Source organism: Nocardioides sp. GY 10127 (genome assembly GCF_004919085.1).
In the GTDB taxonomy this organism is placed as follows: Bacteria; Actinomycetota; Actinomycetes; order Propionibacteriales; family Nocardioidaceae; genus Nocardioides.
Map to the genome: position 1 here is coordinate 307,719 of NZ_STGL01000009.1, position 14,009 is coordinate 321,727.

Below are 14,009 nucleotides of genomic sequence, written 5' to 3' on the forward strand. Positions count from 1 at the left end.
GATGGCGCCGAGCGCCACGATCCGACACAGCGGCCACCGGCGCCCCCAGGCAAGAACGGTGGCGCTCAGCGGAGCGAATATTCATCAGCGTTTCTCCGGTTGCCAGGAGCACCAGAGCGTTGACCACGCGTCCGCCCTCGCGGACTTTCCCCGAACTGGCATCTTCAGAGCGTCGGTGGCGACGAAGGTGAACGGGCCAGTGGCGTCCAGGGGGCGTGGCGGAACTGAGCGACGTGTTCGTCGAGGTCGGTGGCCATCCGGGAGGACTGGGACTTGCTCAGGGAGTCGATTCTGAGGGTCTTGACCCGCTTGTCCATCCGCCGGGTGCTCACGCCGGCGAGGTAGCAGTCGGCGGCGACGGTGATCAGGGCGTACTCGGCACGCTTGCGGCGCTCGAGGAGCCATTCGGGTAAGTAGGTGCCTTTGCGTAGCTTGGGGATCGCGACGTGGATGGTGCCGACGCGGGTGTCGAGGTCGCGGTGGCGGTAGCGATTGCGCTGGCTGGTGCGGACCGGAGCGGGGCGTCCGTGCTCGGCGCCCGCGACTGCGTCGGCCTCCGGAAACAGCAGCGTGTTGATTACGCTCTGCAAAGGCGGACTCGAAGGATTACGCGGTGGGCGCGTCCGTTTCCAGATCCACGCAGGCGACGATCTCGGCGACACCGGTACACCACAATCTGGGGTTCAACTCAAGATTTTGAGCGTGCCCACTAGATCAGCGTCCATTGAACAGTGAAATATCAGCGCTAAGAATGCTGGGGCATGCCAATCAATAGGCGCCACGCGAGGCGAACACAGCGCCAAAGGTACGAGAGAGAATCGAAAGGTCCTGCAGCATGGACCAGTTGTCTACGTAGTAGAGATCGAGGCGCATGGCCTCCTCGGCAGTGAGGTCGTTACGGCCTGAGACCTGCCAAAGACCGGTCATGCCGGGGCGGACGTGAAGTCGCCGGGTCATCGCGCTGTCGTACAGGTCCACCTCGCGCTGGACTTGGGGGCGCGGACCAATGAGGCTCATGTCACCCAAGAAGACGTTGAAGAGCTGAGGCAATTCGTCGACCGAAAAGCGGCGCATCCACTTCCCTGGTCGGGTGATCCGGGGATCGTCCTTCATCTTGAAGAGCAAGGCGGACTGGCCCAATTGCTTCTGGAGATCGGCCACCAAGTCCTCGGCGTTCACGACCATGGTTCGGAACTTGAAGCACTTGAACTCCTCGCCGTCCTTCCCGATCCGGGTCTGGCGGAAGAGGATCGGGCCTCGGTCGAACAGCCAGATCTGCAGGGCGGCGAAGCCGATGAGGGGCAGGAACGCGAAGATGAGCATGCCGGAGCCGACGAGGTCGAAGAGACGCTTGCCCCAGCGGGAGGCGTCACTCCACGTTGGCGGGTCGATGTGCATCAAGGGCAGACCGCCGACGGGGCGGACGCTGATGCGGTCCTGGGAGATGTCCGTGACGCTGGGTGCGACGACCACGTCCACGTGGTGCTTCTCGAGGTCCCACAGGTTGCGGCGCAACTGAGTGGGGGAGCCGACGGATCCCCCCGCGAAGAACAGCGCGTCGGCGCGGGCCGCGACGGCGAGGGAGGCTGCCTCGTCGGCGTTACCCAGGACCGGGATGCCGGACGCGGTCTCCTCGGAGAGGTCCCACTCGGGGGTGAGCGCGCCGACGATCTGGTAGCCAAGCCAGGACTCTCGCCTGAGGACCGCTGCGGTTTCGTCGATGTGAGCGCGGCTGCCGACGATGAGGATCCGCTGGCGCAGAGCGCCGCGGCGTCGAGCCGAGTGCAGCGCGTTCCGTAGCGCGTAGCGGCCTAGGACGAGGAACGGGATGCCCAGGCCGAACGCGAGCAGGAAGAAGCCGCGGCTGAGGTCGAACTTGGTCAGGTAGCAGCCGACTCCGGTGACTGCGCCCGCGATGAGGGTGGCGTTGACGACCCGCTTGAACTCGTCGAGGCCGGCGCCGAAGACGTCCTTGGCGTAGCCGCCGGCGAGCGCGATCACCGCCAGCCAGGAGAGCAGGATCGCCGGGCCCGCGACGGTGAGCGACTGGGCGATCGACGCCGGGGTGTCGAACACGGTGAGTTCACGGCGTCCAATGACGGCGATCGTGCCGGTGAGGGCGATGAGCACCGCGTCGATGATCAGCGCCGACGTCGGGAGGTAGCGGAGCATCCGACTCGGAGCAGAGGCGGAGGTGAGACGTCGGTTGTCCGACAGGATGGTCATGCAGTGTCCCCATGTGTTGCGACCTGAGCTCGGCCCGCCTGCGACCCTGCAGACATCGTGCTTCCGAGAGGCTAAACGTGCGCTCGTCCTGGAGGTGACGCGGCAGGCTTTGCCTGACCAGACCTTACGTTGATCAGGGGCTTTGTTGCATCCCGGAACGATGACAGACAGGTTAAGAGACTCTGACGCGACGTGAGGGAGGTTTCACGGATTGGGGTGGGGCGGTCTCGAGGCTCGTCGCTGACGCTGCTCGCACCTCGACCACCTGGGCGGCACCTCGACCACCGGGTTGGCCACCAACGCGTGTCAGGGGGCTACCGAACTGTTACCCCCCTGAGTATTTTCTCGGACCGTTGGCTGCCAGGGTTGGTGTGTGCCGATCGTCGCCCTCCTGGCCCTAGGCCTTGCTGCCTGGGCGGTGCTGCCGTTGCCCCTGGCAGTGGCGGTGGGGCGCGCCTTCGCGTGTGGGGCGACCGAGCCCGGTGCTGCCGAGGTGGAGCAGATCGTCGGTGAGCTGTTCTGGGGTTGATGGGCATCCCTCATATGGGGTGCTGTTCAATGGCAGTCGTCCGCTGACACCGCTCGCCTCGGGAGGCGCCGTGCCCCACCGTCCTGCTCGACGTGCCGGTCTTGCGGCTGCGAGCGTGCTGCTCGCCGTCCTCGCTGGGGCTCTGACGGCGTGCTCGTCGGACGGGTCGTCCACTGACGGGTCCTCGATCCCCTCCGACTTCATCAGCGACAGCGCCTCCGTGATCGCCTACGACGGACTGCCGGACGACTTCCCGCGCGACGAGGTGACGCTGGTCGACGGGGAGATCCAGGACTCGGGGGAGTCCGGCAAGGGCGCGAACAAGACGTGGACCGCGGTCATCTTCAGCACCAAGACGCCCGGCGGCGCGATGCAGGAGGCCATCGACCTGCTCGAGGGGAACGGGTGGGAGCTCGTGACCACCTTCGACGAGGCCAAGCCGGGGACCCAGGTGCTGACGATGTCCGGCGGCGAAGTGATCATCACCTACGTGGACCTCGGCGACGGGGACACGGGGCTGAGCTACACGGTGAGCGTCGGGTCCTGAGCGTCGCTCTTCCCGCGCGTGGTGCGGCGGTAGAGCCACCACGCGCGTAGACCGGCGATCACGATGCCGGCGAGGCCGGCGAGGTCGCCGCCGGTGAGTCCGTGGGTGGTCGACCACACCCAGAGCACGTCGCCCTCCATCGGGGCGTTCGCGAGGATCCAGAGGCCGGAGAAGAACGCCGTCGCCACCACGCCCGCCCACTGCGTGTACGGGAGGATCGCGGTGCTCACCAGGAGCGCCACCAGAGTCAACGCTGCGGGCATGGCGAGAGTGTGAAGCATCGGTGGCTGCTGGGCGGGGTTGTCGGGGTGTCGGGTTGGTCTCGCGCAACGACCGCGCCTCTACGTTGAGAGGCGCGGTCGTTCCGCGTTCGGAGCCTGGTCGGGCGAGCGACCCCGGGGTCAGCAGCGGGCAGCGGTGCCTCGGCCGCCGCCGCACGAGTGCCAGCTCTTCGTCATGACCTTGTGGTTCTTGTTGAACAGGATGTACACGTAATCGGTGCCGTTGTCGGCGACGCACGGCTTGTAGGCGAAGAGGACGCGCCCCTTGGCGCGGCGCCGGATCGTCGGCTCGCCGCCGACGATCCGCTTCACGCCGGCCATGGTCGTCCGCTTGGGCTTGAGCTGCTTGTACTCGGGCTTCGTGATGCAGACCTTGGCACGGCCGGCGGTGGCTGCCGTGGCCGCCTGGGTGGCGGAGAAGGGCAGCAGCGCGGCCGCGAGGAGCGTCAGCGTGGCGATGAGTGTGCGGAGCATGGGTCCTCCTGGTGACAGGTGTCGGTGGGGAGTGAGCCTGTCAGGGATCGGCTGCTCGCGGACCCCGTGGAAATGGGGGGTCTCGAGGCTCGTCGCTGGCGCTCCTCGCACCTCGACCACCGGGCGGCGCCTCGACCACCGGGGTGGGGGATCTCGAGGCTCCTCGCTGGCGCTCGTCGCACCTCGATCACCGGGGGTGCTCGCACCTCGACCACCAGTGGAGTGGTGGTGGCACGAGTTCTGGACCGGTGAGGGCTGGAGAAGCCAAGAGCGTCCTGAAAATCAGGTACAAGTGTCGACCGTGTGCCCGTGGAGGGCCGGGCACCGGGACACGAAGGAACCTGCATGCGCGGTCGGAGCACGACGTCCAGGACTCGTACGGGCTGGGGGGTGCGGGTGCTCCTGGCCGGGGCGCTCGTGCTGGCCTCGCTGGCGCTGGGGGTGCCGACCGCGTCGGCCGCCGAGGAGACCGTGGCGGACGTCGCCATCGCGGCGACCTCGACCACGACGCAGAAGTCGGGCAGCGACTTCACCTACACGCTCACGCTGAGCTGCGACCAGCTCGGTGACGGGTCCGGCACCGAGGCCGACACGTGCGAGGCGCCGACCGTGACGATCCCGCTGGGCTCCGACCTGGCGGCCCTGATCACCACGGGCGACTTCTCGGCCGCCGACGTCTCCGTCGGCACGCTCATGATCGACGGGGTCGACCACGTCGTCTCCTACGACGTCGTCGGCACCGACCTCGTCGTCACCCTCGACGACCTCCCGGTCGGCTGGGCCGGCACGCTCGACCTCACGCTCACGCCCCGCAACGGCGTCACGCCGGACGGCACCGGCTGGTCGCTCCTGCCCACGCTGAGCGGCACCAACTTCGCGGACGACACCGCGCCCACCGCCGCGACCGGCGAGGCCACCGCCTCGCTGACCGCCGCGATCACCAAGTCGATCGGCGGCAGCGGGTTCAAGGACATCGGCGACGCGGTCGAGTACACGATCCAGGTCGAGTGCACCACGGCGTCCACCGGGATGATCTACGCCGACTCGCTCACGGTCACCGACGCCATCCCGTCCGAGATCGACTACGTGAGCTCGAGCCCGAGCGCCTCGGTGAGCGGCAGCACCCTCACCTGGACGATCTCCGGCAGCGACCTGCCGACCTCCTGCACCGACGACAGCCCCGCCGCGCCGCGCTACGTGACGTTCACGGTCGAGGGCACCGTCAACAGCACCGCCGTCTACGGCGACAAGGTCACCAACACCGCCACCGTCACCGGCACCACCACCGACGGCCAGACGATGACGCAGAAGCAGGCCACGGCGTCCCTCACCGTGGTCAACGAGTCGACGGCCCCGTCCACCGGCATCGGCACCTTCAGCAAGGCCTCCTTCGGCCAGCTGCGCGACGACGACGCCTCCGCCAGCTCCAGCGCGTCCGGCCTCGAGGCCAACAGCCACACCACCTACCCCGGTGACTGGGCGGGCGCGCTGTCGGCGCAGTCCGGCAACGTCCTCTCCGGCTACGTGCCGAACCAGGCCACCGGCATGACGCAGGCCGGCTACAAGATGCGGTTCACGACGACGACCACCAACGGCGCCGGCTACCAGCACCAGATCACCGACCCGATGCCGTGCCTGACCAACGTCTCGGGCAGCGTCTACTCCTCCTACGCCGCCGGCTCCACGCTCTGCACCGACGTGGCGTTCCACGCGACGACGGCCTCGGTGTGGTCCAGCACCTCGGGCGGCGTGGCCGCCCTCGACACCGCGTGGGCCCCCACCGTCCGCTACACCGACGGCACCTCCGGCACCCTCGTGCGCACCGGCGGCGGCACCAACTACGCCAACTTCGGCCTCGACCCGGCCGACGCCGGCAAGACGATCGCCGAGGTCACCTTCCCGCGCGCCGAGGGCCTCTCCGGCCCGGACGTGCGGTGGGCCGTGTTCGGCTACGTCGACGACGCCGTGCCGGACCTGTCGCTGGTGAAGAACGTCGCCGAGGACCTCCTCTACTACAAGGCGGCCACCACGCCCGCCGGCGTCCTCACCGACGACGCCGACCTGCGGGTCGTCGAGGCGCCCCAGGTCGGCATCGAGAAGACGATGGGCGGGCTCGCCTCCGCGGGCGCCGGCCTCTCGACGATGACGCTCACGACCCGGTTCACCACGTTCGGCACCGCCACCGACGACCTCGTCGTCACCGACCTGCTGCCCGAGGGCATGACGGTCGACTCCGCGCCGAGCAGCGCGACCGCGACGGTCACCACCACGACGTCCGGCGCCCCCTCCTCGATCACCTCGGACTCCGTGGAGGTGCTGGACAACTGGCAGGGCACCGGCCGCCAGCTGCTCCGGATCACCTTCGCGAGGTCGACGCTCGCGCCGCTCGGCACCTCGATGCTGAAGAGCACCTTCTCGCTGGACGTCGCCTACCCCTCGGACCCGGGGACGTACACGAACACCGCGCAGGTCTACTACACCGACAGCTCGCTCATGAGCAGCTGCCAGCAGAGCCCCGCGTACCTGCAGCAGAACACCGAGGACGCCGACCTCAACGAGAACGGCTCCCTGACCGACGCCTACTGCTACAGCCAGGCCTCGATCACCGTGCCCCCGCCGAGCGGCGGGGCGTCCTTCCGCACGGCCAAGACGGTGCAGGGCGACGGCGACTCCGCGCCGAAGTCGTACCCGGCCATCGGCCGCGTCGACGAGGCCGGCGGCACCGTGACGTTCGGGCTGTCGTGGCGCAACACCGGCGGCGTGAACCTGCACGGCGCGGTGATCTACGACGTCTTCCCGGCCGTCGGTGACACCGGCGTCGGCGGGTCCGTGGCGGGCCAGGCCCGCAACAGCGACTTCGCCGCCACCTTCGTCTCCCTCGGGACGCTGCCCAGCGGCGTGAGCGTGGAGTACTCGCAGGCCGCCAACCCCTGCCGCGACGAGGTCTACCCCGACTCCGAGAACACCGGGTGCGTCGACGACTGGTCGACCAGCGCGCCGTCCGACGTCTCCACGGTGACGGCGATCCGCCTCACCTCGAGCGTCACCTACGCCCCCGGCGAGGGCTTCGCGGTGGACGTCGACATGACGACCCCGGCCATCGACGCCGGCGAGATCGCGTGGAACTCCATCGCCGGCGCGGCCAAGACGCCGCTCGGGCTCTCGCTCACCAACAGCCCGCCGAAGGTCGGCATCACCGCCAGCTCGACGACGCTGCCGCTGCTCATCGACAAGACGCTGGACTCCTCGATCGACCCCGACACCGTGCGGGTCGGCGACACGCTGCTCTACCACCTCACCGTCTCCAACCCCGACCTCGTCACGCGCACCATCGACGGCACCGACACGCTGCCGACCGGGCTCGTGCCGCAGTCGATCGTGGGGACGTCGGGGACGCCCACCTCCGGGGTCTCGATGTCCGGGCAGGTGATCACGTGGTCCGGCGTGGACATCCCCTCCGGCGCCACCTACACGTGGGACGTCGAGGTGCTGGTGACGCCCGGCGCCGTCGGCACGGCGACGAACCAGTTCCAGGTGGACGGCGGGCAGCCGGCGTCGAAGTGCACCGTGCTGCTGGGCTCGGCGGCCGACGACACCGCGTGCGCGACGATCGTGGTGCCGCCCGTCGTCCTCTCGCTGAGCAAGACGGTGGACGGCGCGGGCGCCGCGTTCGCGCCCTCCTCGTTCGCGTTCCAGGTGCAGTGCACGGTGTCCGGCGCGAGCGACCCCGTGGTCGACGAGACCGTGGACCTGGGCGATGGCGACAGCACCGACGTCGAGGTGCCGCAGGACTCCACATGCACCGTCACCGAGACGGACGACGGGGGCGCGACGTCCACGAGCGTGACCGTCGACGGCTCGCCGTACACCTACGGCGACCCGATCGCCGTGGCGGACACCGACGTGGCGGTCGCCGCGACCAACACGTTCGACGTCGGCTCCGTGGTGATCCACAAGGTCGTGCGGGGCGTGGGTGCCTCGCTGGCCTCCGCGGTCACCTTCTCCGTGGCCTGCACCTTCGATGGTCGGGACGTCGCCGGGTACTCGCCCGCGTCGGTGACCCTCACGCCGTCCGGTGCGGGGGTGCTGACCTCCGACGAGCTCGGCCCGCTGCCGCTCGGCGCCTCCTGCGAGGTGACCGAGACGTCCTCGGGCGGGGCGGACGCGGTGGCCGCACCGGTGACGGTGGACGTGACCGGGACGGCCGTCGTCGCGCGGCTGGTGAACCGGTACTCGGCCGGCACCGTGTCGGTGACCAAGCGCGTGACGGGTGGGGGAACGCCCACGCGCGAGGTCTTCCCGATCGCGGTGACCTGCACGTCGGCCTCGGGGTCGACCGTGCTCTCGCGGACCGTGCGGGTGGCCGACGGCCAGACCGTGACCGTCGCCGACGCGTCCGGCTCGCCGGTGCTGCTGCCGGTCGGCACGTCGTGCTGGGCCGAGGAGCTGAAGTCGGGCGGTGCCGACACCGTGACGGTCGACCACCCGGCGTCCTCGCCGGTGACGGTGGTGGCGGGGCGGTCTGGCACTGTGCAGGGCCTCGGCATCCACGTGGTGAACCACTTCGCGGTGGACCGGGGTGTCTCGGACAACACGTCGTCCACCGATGGGCCCGCGTCTGACTCGGGTTCCGGTCTGCCCAACCTGGGTGGGCCGGGGCTGTGGGTCCTCATCGCCGGCCTGCTGCTCGTGCTGTGGGGCGGCGGGATGCTCGTGTGGGTGCGCAAGCGGAGCTGATCCGCTGAGTCAGCGTGATCGGGGTGGATGCGGTGCATGAGATGCACCGCATCCACCCCGATCTGCGTCTGGCGTGGGTGCCGGGTCTTCCCGAGGGTCAGCGGGCGCGGCTGGAGACCAGGTGAGCGAAGGCGACCAGACGGTCGTCGGTGTGGAAGAGCTCCGAGCAGGTCACGAGCGTGAGGAGTCGGCGGGAGCCCGTCAGCCGGCTTGCGGGCTGGCCGTCGTTCCAGGCGTTGTCGGTGCCGGTGTCGCTGCTGGTGTCCTGGGGGTCGGGGTCGGTGACCCAGGTGTTGTGCAGGTCGACGGTGAGCGCGTCGCCGTCGGTGTCGAGGCGGTAGGTGAATACCCGGTCCGCGGTCTCGACGATCACCCGGTCACCGGCCACGAGGTCCGGCATGTCGCGCAGCGGCTCGCCGTGGGTGATCCGGTGGCCCAGCAGGACGAGGTTGCCGACCGCGCCAGGGTCGGCCGAGTCGTCCGGGACGCCGAAGCCCTCGGCGAGCACGTCGTCGCCCTCGCCCGCCCGCGCGGGGACGGCGTAGCTCGCACCCAGTGCCGGGATGCGGACGATCGCGAGGACGTCGTCCTGGCTGGTCTTCTCGAGCGTCGTTCCGGACGCCCACGCCTGCTCGACCTGGGTGACCGCCGCAGCCTGGTGGCGCTGGCTGACCCAGGTGGTGCCGTAGAGCTCCCAGCCGAACCAGCCGAGCGTCGACAGCCCGGCGGCGACCAGCGCCGTGCCGGTGACGACGACGGCGCGGCGGGTCATGGGACGAGTGTGGTCCGTAGGCGGGACCACCGCGCGGGCGGGGGCACCCCTGGCCCGGGAGGCTCATTCCATCCGCACAGCCGGGGCGGCTAGGTTGGCGACGTGCCCGACTGGTTGACCCGCAGGACCCACCACTGGGGCGACTGGTCGCTGGAGCGGCTCCTGGAGCTCAAGCGCGGCCAGCAGGTGAGCCTCGTGGTGCCGGCGCGGAACGAGGAGGCCACGGTCGGGCCGATCGTGGAGCGGATGCGGTCGACGCTCATGGAGACCGTGAGCCTCGTGGACGAGATCGTCGTGATCGACTCCGACTCCGTCGACGAGACGGGGCGGGTGGCGGCCGAGGCGGGCGCCGTCGTCCACCGTGCTCGTGACATCCGCCCGGAGCTCGGCTCGCACCCCGGCAAGGGCGAGGCGATGTGGAAGTCGCAGTTCGTGACGTCGGGGGACCTCGTGGTCTTCATGGACGCCGACCTGGTCGACTGGGACACGCACTTCGTGCCCGGCCTCCTGGGGCCGCTGCTCGCCGACCGGCGCGTCGGCCTGGTGAAGGGCTTCTACACGCGGCCCGGGGACGACGGGCTGCAGGGCGGACGCGTGACCGAGCTCGTCGCGCGGCCCTGGCTCGCCCTGCACCACCCCGAGCTCGCCGGGCTCGTGCAGCCGCTGGCGGGGGAGTGGGCGATCCGGGCCTCGCTGCTGGAGCGGCTCTGGGTGCCGACGGGGTACGCCGTCGAGCTCGCCGCGATCGTCGACACCGCCGCGCTGTGCGGGGTGGACGCGATCGCCCAGGTCGACCTCGGCCACCGCGCACACAGCCACCAGCCGCTGCTCGACCTCGGCGTCATGGCCACGCAGATCACCGCCGCCATGGCCACGCGCAGCGGGCTGAAGTCGCCGGGGGAGTCGGGCGGCGTCGTCCCGCTGCGGCAGTTCGCCGAGGCGGACGGCGGGATCGGCGAGGTGATCCGGATGGTCGGCGTCCTCGAGCGTCCGCCGCTGTGGGAGGACGAGTCCTCGTAGCTCCCCGCGGCGCCCCTCGGTGCCGCGCCTTCACCCATTGTGGGTAAAGACCCCGCTCGGCCCAGCGGGGTCCCTGTCGCGCTGCCTAGGTTCGACCTGCGCGGGCGTGCCGGCTTGGCCGTGAGACTCCCTGTCGGCCCTCCCGCGCCCCATTCCTGACCACCCCGGCGGACTTTTCTGAACCGGTCCGGCGGCCCCGAGCAGACAGGGACGACCGTGCTCCGTTACGCCTATCGCGCCGTGCGCTGCCAGTGGCGGCACGGCTCCCGCTGCCCGCACGACCCTCGTCACCACGGTGACTACTCCGCGCACCAGGGCCGTCATCGGGCCGCCGCTGCTGCGCGCTGAGTAGGGAGAACTCGCGGAGGGGCGCCGTCCCGTCCCCGTCGCGACCTCTCCCGTGTCCGGGCTCCTGAGGGGTGGAGCCGCGGACGGATGGCCGGGCCGAGTGCGCATTAGGGGGCGCAGTCGACCCGGCCATCGTCATGTCTACAGGTGTTGACTAGAGCACTCAGGATCTTCATGGAGCGTCCAGGCGTTCATTGGGTTCTCCCAGGGTTGCCCGACTAGCGTCGCGCACGGAACGAGCCCCGGCCTGGCCGTGAGACTCCCGGCCGGGGCTCGCCCGCCGCCGCGCACTCGGATCGCGGCACCGTCCCGCACGTCCCCGCCCCAAAGGAGACCTGGGTGTTCCGCTACGCCTACCGCTACCTGCGGTGCCGGAGCCGCTACCACGGCGCCTGCCCGCACGACCCCCGCTACCACGGTCACGAGGCGCCCGTCCGGGTCGCGTCCTCCGACCGCCCCGAGGTCACGGCCCGCTGAGGGTCCCCTCCCCCCACGCTTGCAGCACCTGCACCAACGCTTCACCTGCTTCAGCACCGCGGACGCCGCGGGCCGGCCGGCCCGCGGCGTCCGTGCTCTTTCCCTGGCCCCGCCCACGCCGTGCTCACCCCGGGTGGTCGGCGGCGCCCGGTAGGTTCACCCCATGCTCCGCTTGGGTCGGCAGACGTTCGCCGACGACCAGACGCTCGTCATGGCCATCGTGAACCGCACGCCCGACTCGTTCTTCGACAAGGGCGCGACCTGGGCCGAGGAGAAGGCCCACGAGCGGGTCGCCTCGGTCGTGGCGCAGGGCGCCGAGATCGTCGACATCGGCGGGATCAAGGCCGCGCCTGGCGTGGAGATCTCCGCCGCCGAGGAGAAGGCGCGGGTGGTCGACTTCGTCGCGCGCGTGCGCGAGGAGCACCCCGGGCTGGTGATCTCGGTCGACACCTGGCGCGCGGAGGTCGGTGACGCCGTGTGCCAGGCGGGCGCCGACCTGCTCAACGACGCCTGGGGCGGCGCCGACCCCGAGCTCGTCGACGTGGCCGCGCAGCACGACGTCGCGATGGTCTGCACGCACACCGGCGGGGCGACCCCGCGCACGAGGCCGTTCCGGGTGGAGTACGAGGACGTCGTCCGCGCCGCCATCGACGACACCATGGCCTACGCGGACCGCGCCGTCGCCGCCGGTGTGCGGGAGGAGTCGGTGATCATCGACCCCGCGCACGACTTCGGGAAGAACACGTTCCACTCCCTCGAGGTCACCCGTCGCCTCGGCGAGATGGTGGCCACCGGACGCCCCGTGCTGGTCTCGCTCTCGAACAAGGACTTCGTGGGGGAGTCGCTCGACCTGCCCGTCGGCGAGCGCCTCATCGGCACCCTCGCCGCCACCACCGCCTGCGCCCTCGCCGGCGCGCGGATCTACCGCGTGCACCAGGTCGTCGAGACCCGGCAGACGGTCGACATGGCCAACGTCATCGCCGGGCGCCTCCTGCCCGCCCGCGCCATCAGGGGGCTCCAGTGACCGCACACTCCGTTGCCACTGGCACTGCCGCTGCTGTGTCCCGGATCGCCGTCGTGCCCGGCGTCCTCGCGCTCCTGCCCGACTACCCCTCCCGCGTCGACCCCGTCGCCGACCTGCGGGCCGCGTGCCTCGAGGCCGTGCGGTGGGTCGGGGCCGGCGGGCCGGTGCGGGTCGTGGGCGACGCGCAGGGCGCCCGGGTGGCGGAGGCGCTGCTCGGTGCTGCGTCTGTTCCGGTCTCCGGGGCCGGTGACGGGGCCGCAGGGGTGCTCGTGGTCGCCAACGGGACGGCCCGGCGCACGGAGAAGGCGCCCGGGTACCTCGACGACCGCGCCGCCGGCTTCGACGCGGCCCTCGGCGCCGCACTACGAGGGGCGGACGCCGAGCAGCTCACCGCGCTCGACACGGCGCTGGCCGGCGAGCTGCTGGTCGGGCACCCGGCCGGCTGGGTCGAGCTGGGTTCGCTGCTCGCCCAGCTGCCCTCGGGGGAGTGGGCGGCCGACGTCCTGTACGACGACGACCCGTTCGGGGTGCAGTACTGGGTCGCGACCCTGTCTTCCTGAGAAATGCCCGGGGGTGCTTCCCCTGCCGCTCAGGTCGCTCTTACTCTGACGTTCTCGGCCGGAAACGGCCGTGCACGGGGGGAGCGTGAGCCGCCTTCGCGACGAGGGGCCAGTGCTGCACCTCCACGCGGGGGCGTCAGCGGCCCTCTGGGTCGTCCGCATCCAGTCGTCGCTCTGCCGGCGCACCCACGTCGGGCATGACGACGGACCCGCTCCCTGTCCGCGGAGCGTTCTCGTGCCGTTTCGGTGGTCGAGGTGTGAGGCCGTCAAGGCCCGTTCGGTGGTCGAGGTGTGAGGCCCGCCAGGGCCCGTTCGGTGGTCGAGGTGTGAGGCCCGCCAGGGCCGAGCCTCGAGACCCCGCGCGCGGGGGCCACCGGCGCGCCCTGGATGGGCGGACGCCGGCGGCGACCCGCACGCCCGCGGCAGGGGCGGCGGCTGCTGGCGGCTGTTCCAGACGACTAGACGGTTACAGAACACTTGTTCCGTATTTGAGGTCCGTCAGGGCGGCCCGTCCTAGCGTGGCCGCCAGGGCGGAAAGGGACGCCGCCCTGGCTTGGGAGGGCCACCGCGATGACTGCTGCTCGCTCCACTTCTTTCCGCATGCTCGCGCGACTGCTGGTCGTGTCGCTCGTAGCCGCTGCGCTGGCCTTTCTGGGCCTGGCGTCACCGGCGGCCGCGGCGACGACGATCTCCGGCACGGTCACGCTGAACTCCGGGGGTGCCGGCCCCGCCGGCACGACGGTGGTCGTGCGACCCGCAGGCGGCGGCACGGCCCTGGCCAGCACGACCATCGACCCGAGCACGGGTGCATACTCGGTCTCGGTCACCGCCACCGCCGTCGATGTGGTCGTTACCGCCCCCGACGGGTCCGGGCTGGGTCAGACCACCGTCGACGACGTGGACGCCACCCGGGACCGGACCGTCGACGTGGTCCTCGTCCCCGCCGAGGCCGTGTCGGTGTCGGGTGTGGTGCGGGATGGGTCGGGTGAGCCGTTGTCGGGTGTGTTGGTGAGC

12 protein-coding genes and 1 pseudogene are annotated in these 14,009 nt (G+C 70.8%); 8 read left to right on the plus strand and 5 right to left on the minus strand.

The window, feature by feature from the left end:
• Positions 1-10 precede the first annotated feature (10 nt).
• A pseudogene (locus E8D37_RS18060) lies at positions 11-590 on the minus strand (transposase); the annotation flags it as partial.
• Positions 591-768: 178 nt separating this feature from the next.
• Entirely contained in the window at positions 769-2,226 is a 1,458-nt protein-coding gene (locus E8D37_RS18065; RefSeq protein ID WP_136571195.1) for a sugar transferase, read from the minus strand.
• Between the two features lie 373 nt (positions 2,227-2,599).
• Between E8D37_RS18065 and E8D37_RS19970 the strand changes: the two genes are divergently transcribed.
• Together E8D37_RS19970 and E8D37_RS18070 are read left to right on the plus strand one after the other, a co-directional pair.
• Positions 2,600-2,755 (plus strand): hypothetical protein, encoded by a 156-nt coding sequence (locus E8D37_RS19970; RefSeq protein WP_168929812.1) that lies wholly within the window; start codon positions 2,600-2,602, stop codon positions 2,753-2,755.
• A gap of 115 nt (positions 2,756-2,870) precedes the next feature.
• A complete protein-coding gene (locus E8D37_RS18070) occupies positions 2,871-3,302 on the plus strand; it encodes a hypothetical protein (RefSeq protein WP_136571196.1) in 432 nt (143 codons plus the stop codon).
• Here the strand turns inward: E8D37_RS18070 and E8D37_RS18075 are convergent.
• Positions 3,278-3,565: a hypothetical protein gene (locus E8D37_RS18075; protein WP_136571197.1), complete on the minus strand. Its 288-nt coding sequence runs from the start codon at positions 3,563-3,565 to the stop codon at positions 3,278-3,280. The genes E8D37_RS18070 and E8D37_RS18075 overlap by 25 nt on opposite strands.
• A 138-nt stretch (positions 3,566-3,703) precedes the next feature.
• Positions 3,704-4,057: a hypothetical protein gene (locus E8D37_RS18080; RefSeq protein ID WP_136571198.1), complete on the minus strand. Its 354-nt coding sequence runs from the start codon at positions 4,055-4,057 to the stop codon at positions 3,704-3,706.
• Positions 4,058-4,402: 345 nt separating this feature from the next.
• Between E8D37_RS18080 and E8D37_RS18085 the strand changes: the two genes are divergently transcribed.
• A complete protein-coding gene (locus E8D37_RS18085; protein ID WP_136571199.1) occupies positions 4,403-8,794 on the plus strand; it encodes a DUF5979 domain-containing protein in 4,392 nt (1,463 codons plus the stop codon).
• Between the two features lie 97 nt (positions 8,795-8,891).
• Here the strand turns inward: E8D37_RS18085 and E8D37_RS18090 are convergent, their stop codons facing one another.
• On the minus strand, positions 8,892-9,566 hold the full coding sequence (locus E8D37_RS18090) for a sortase (RefSeq protein WP_136571200.1): 675 nt from the start codon (positions 9,564-9,566) through the stop codon (positions 8,892-8,894).
• 102 nt (positions 9,567-9,668) lie between these two features.
• On the opposite strand from E8D37_RS18090, the gene E8D37_RS18095 reads away from it, so the two are divergent.
• The 5 genes from E8D37_RS18095 to E8D37_RS18110 all read left to right on the plus strand — a co-directional run.
• On the plus strand, positions 9,669-10,586 hold the full coding sequence (locus E8D37_RS18095; protein ID WP_240770538.1) for a glucosyl-3-phosphoglycerate synthase: 918 nt from the start codon (positions 9,669-9,671) through the stop codon (positions 10,584-10,586).
• 687 nt (positions 10,587-11,273) lie between these two features.
• Complete coding sequence (locus E8D37_RS19975) at positions 11,274-11,411, plus strand: hypothetical protein (RefSeq protein ID WP_168929813.1); 138 nt, start codon at positions 11,274-11,276, stop codon at positions 11,409-11,411.
• A gap of 163 nt (positions 11,412-11,574) precedes the next feature.
• On the plus strand, positions 11,575-12,435 hold the full coding sequence (gene folP / locus E8D37_RS18100) for a dihydropteroate synthase (RefSeq protein ID WP_136571201.1): 861 nt from the start codon (positions 11,575-11,577) through the stop codon (positions 12,433-12,435).
• A gap of 35 nt (positions 12,436-12,470) precedes the next feature.
• Positions 12,471-12,995 carry a hypothetical protein gene (locus tag E8D37_RS18105; RefSeq protein ID WP_136571202.1) on the plus strand — a complete coding sequence of 175 codons (525 nt, stop codon included), beginning with the start codon at positions 12,471-12,473 and terminating at the stop codon, positions 12,993-12,995.
• A gap of 600 nt (positions 12,996-13,595) precedes the next feature.
• Positions 13,596-14,009: hypothetical protein (locus tag E8D37_RS18110; protein ID WP_206055842.1), on the plus strand; the 414-nt coding region annotated here is incomplete at its 3' end.

Coding starts and splice junctions, on each gene's coding strand:
- E8D37_RS18090 (WP_136571200.1), bottom strand. CDS start 9,566: ATGACCCGCCGCGCCGTCGTCGTCACCGGCACGGCGCTGGTCGCCGCC.
- E8D37_RS18065 (WP_136571195.1), bottom strand. CDS start 2,226: ATGACCATCCTGTCGGACAACCGACGTCTCACCTCCGCCTCTGCTCCG.
- E8D37_RS18085 (WP_136571199.1), top strand. CDS start 4,403: ATGCGCGGTCGGAGCACGACGTCCAGGACTCGTACGGGCTGGGGGGTG.
- folP (WP_136571201.1), top strand. CDS start 11,575: ATGCTCCGCTTGGGTCGGCAGACGTTCGCCGACGACCAGACGCTCGTC.
- E8D37_RS18080 (WP_136571198.1), bottom strand. CDS start 4,057: ATGCTCCGCACACTCATCGCCACGCTGACGCTCCTCGCGGCCGCGCTG.
- E8D37_RS18075 (WP_136571197.1), bottom strand. CDS start 3,565: ATGCCCGCAGCGTTGACTCTGGTGGCGCTCCTGGTGAGCACCGCGATC.